Source organism: Pseudomonas meliae (assembly GCF_001400515.1).
In the GTDB taxonomy this organism is placed as follows: Bacteria; Pseudomonadota; Gammaproteobacteria; order Pseudomonadales; family Pseudomonadaceae; genus Aquipseudomonas; species Aquipseudomonas amygdali.
In genome coordinates, this window is the sequence record NZ_LJQT01000158.1 from 16,367 (window position 1) to 18,893 (window position 2,527).

Annotated in this window: 3 protein-coding genes; 1 reads left to right on the top strand and 2 read right to left on the bottom strand. The window is 53.7% G+C overall.

Going from position 1 to position 2,527, the window contains the following annotated elements:
• Positions 1-76 precede the first annotated feature (76 nt).
• Positions 77-598, bottom strand: a complete 522-nt coding sequence (gene gloA / locus ALO64_RS07115; protein ID WP_002553300.1) for a lactoylglutathione lyase — start codon at positions 596-598, stop codon at positions 77-79.
• Positions 599-699: 101 nt separating this feature from the next.
• Here gloA and ALO64_RS07120 point away from each other — a divergent pair, with 101 nt between their 5' ends.
• The gene (locus tag ALO64_RS07120; protein ID WP_044320639.1) at positions 700-1,308 is read left to right on the top strand and encodes a DUF4946 domain-containing protein; all 609 of its coding nucleotides are present in this window, start codon (positions 700-702) and stop codon (positions 1,306-1,308) included.
• 490 nt (positions 1,309-1,798) lie between these two features.
• Here ALO64_RS07120 and ALO64_RS07125 read toward each other — a convergent pair whose 3' ends face one another.
• Complete coding sequence (locus ALO64_RS07125; RefSeq protein ID WP_044344908.1) at positions 1,799-2,161, bottom strand: histone-like nucleoid-structuring protein, MvaT/MvaU family; 363 nt, start codon at positions 2,159-2,161, stop codon at positions 1,799-1,801.
• Positions 2,162-2,527 lie beyond the last annotated feature (366 nt).

Consider the following 2,527-nt stretch of genomic DNA (forward strand, 5'->3'; position numbering starts at 1 on the left):
GTGAGCGATCACGGGGCTTTTTGTTGTCTGGGTGATCGTTCCCGAGCGGGAGCAATCACTCAGGGCAACCAAGGCCTCAGAGCGGGGTTGGCTGGATAATCTCTACCCAGTAGCCATCCGGGTCCTTGATGAATGCCAGGCTGTTCATGCGGCCATCGGACAGACGCTTTTGAAAGTCGACGCCCAACGTCTCGAATCGCTCGCAGGCAACCTTCACGTCTGGTACCGAGACACAAATGTGACCAAAGCCACGCGGGTCGCTGTTGCCGTTGTGGTACGAAGCTGTCGCATCGCTCTCGGTACCGTGATTGTGGGTCAGCTCGAGAATGCCGGGGATCGATTTCATCCACTCGTTGCGGGCTTTGTCGTCTTCCGGGATCTGCGCCTTATCCACCAGTGCGAGGAAGTAGAGGCTGAATTCGGCTTCCGGGAAATCACGCTTTTCAACCAGGCTGAAGCCGAGCACGCGGGTGTAGAAATCCAGCGATTTGGTGATGTCCTTGACGCGCAGCATGGTGTGGTTGAACACAAACTGCCGAGTAGCCGCTTCAGGGTCGGCCGTAACGCCCGGTAGTGTGTTGAGTTCGTGCAAGCTCATCAATGTATCTCCAACAGAATGTACAAATAATGCCAAATGATACGGGGCAGGGCGGGCAGTGCCAAACCTTCGTTCGGATAACGTCGCTTCGGTCTTGCTCGATGCCGGCAACAGGCTCAGAATTTCCGGTCAACTGTTCTGGCGGCCTGACCATGATCCTTTCGCAATACCGATGCTCCTTGCCAGGTCTGTGCCTGTTCCTGCTGCTGGGCGCCGCACAGACTCACGCCGCCGACGCAATGATCATCTGGCCCGCAGGCTGGGAGGTAGAGTCGCTGCCGACCGAGTCGGGCAAGCCCGTGCAACCGTCCGTGCAAGTCAGACAGCGCGCGGTGAAAAACGATCAAAGTGGAAACCCGCTGATGGTCATGGAGCTGACTCAGACACGCCTGACGCCCGGGCATGAGGTTAATGTCCCGGGTGTACTGCTGGAGATGCGCAAGTCGGTTCAGGTCAATTTTGCCCGCAGCGGCCTGCAGAGCGTCTGCACGCATGTGCGTGAGAGCCGGCTCAGCGTCGTGCCTGCACTGGAAACCACCTGCACGATCACCCAGAACGGCGTACATGTATTGACCCAGACACTGGTAGCGGCTGCCAGTAAAGAGATGGCCTGGTCGCTTTCCTACGCGGGATCGGCAGATGGGTACACGGCCAACAAGGAAGAGGCGTTGCGTATCCGCGAGAGTTTGCGTCTGGACGATGCGCAGTGATACCTGCTTTTTCGCAGACAAAAAGAAGCCCGATNNGCCGAGGCGGGCATGGGGCGCTATTCCTTTAGCGGTCTTCATCATCCGAGAATCCATGTGAAAAAAGTGTGAAGCTGCGCGGTGTCGGCCATCCGCCGATTTTCGATCCGGCGAAGCACGCAGTAACAAATTCTCTTATCGCTCATTAGACCGAATAAACTGAACAATTACTCTACACATTTCAGCAACTGTTCAGGTTTGTAACTGTGCGCTGAATCGAATAATCGATGAATTTTTATTGGCGTCATTATTTCAACGGTATTAATACCTGACGTGCTGGAAGTACATGTACCGAGCAGTTCACTTAATCATGTATATGAATGTCAGCGGCGGGCAGACAGTCAACTGTGTATGGGCGTTTGATCAGGCAGATGCAGTGTGCAGGCGCTCAGTTGACGTACGGGTAGATAAAAAAAGCCCTGCAAGTGCAGGGCTTCAATTGACAAAGTTTTAATCAGGCGCGAAGCCACGAATCAACAGTGTCTACACCGTACTGCTCTTTCCACGCTTTGAGACCGCGGTGGTTACCACCCTTGGTTTCAATCAGCTCACCGGTGTGGGGGTTCTGGTAAACCTTGACCACGCGTGCACGACGACGCTTTGGTCCGGCGGGTGCGACCAGCGACGTGGCGCTTGAAGGATCAAGGATTGCGATGATGTCACGCAGGTTTTTGCCGTAGGTGCCCATCAGGTCCTGGAGCTTTTGCTCGAACTCGATTTCCTTCTTCAACCCGGCGTCATTCTTCAAGGATTCCAGCTGTGCAAGCTGTTCTTGAAGGGCTTTCTCTGCTGCTCGAAACTCGGCAAGTCTGGACAAGTAATACACTCCAACAATGTAATGGCTGTTGTCAGCCCTATAAAGCGATGAGACAAAACTGATTGGCCGATTCGCTCACTCGATGCTGCCCTGTACCTGCGGTTTCTATGCTGAAACATGGCCTTTGCGGCTTGTCATTGCGCAGACAGAGGATAGTTATAACTCAGTAGCCCGCAAATGATGCACCTTTTTTTCAGTTAGAAAATAGCCTTTTTCAAATTCGTTAAATAGTCGTGGTGGAGGGTGTTGGATATAGGCGATGAAACCGGCGTTATCAGGCGAGCTGTTGTGTAAGTTATTTCCGACATTAGTCGCAGATGGAAAACGAGCCATGCGACACTGGACGGCTTAAGGAAGCTCCGAGCA

Excerpts from the sequence above, each read along its gene's own strand:
- ALO64_RS07120 (WP_044320639.1), top strand. The coding sequence starts at position 700 with ATGCCGGCAACAGGCTCAGAATTTCCGGTCAACTGTTCTGGCGGCCTG.
- gloA (WP_002553300.1), bottom strand. The coding sequence starts at position 598 with ATGAGCTTGCACGAACTCAACACACTACCGGGCGTTACGGCCGACCCT.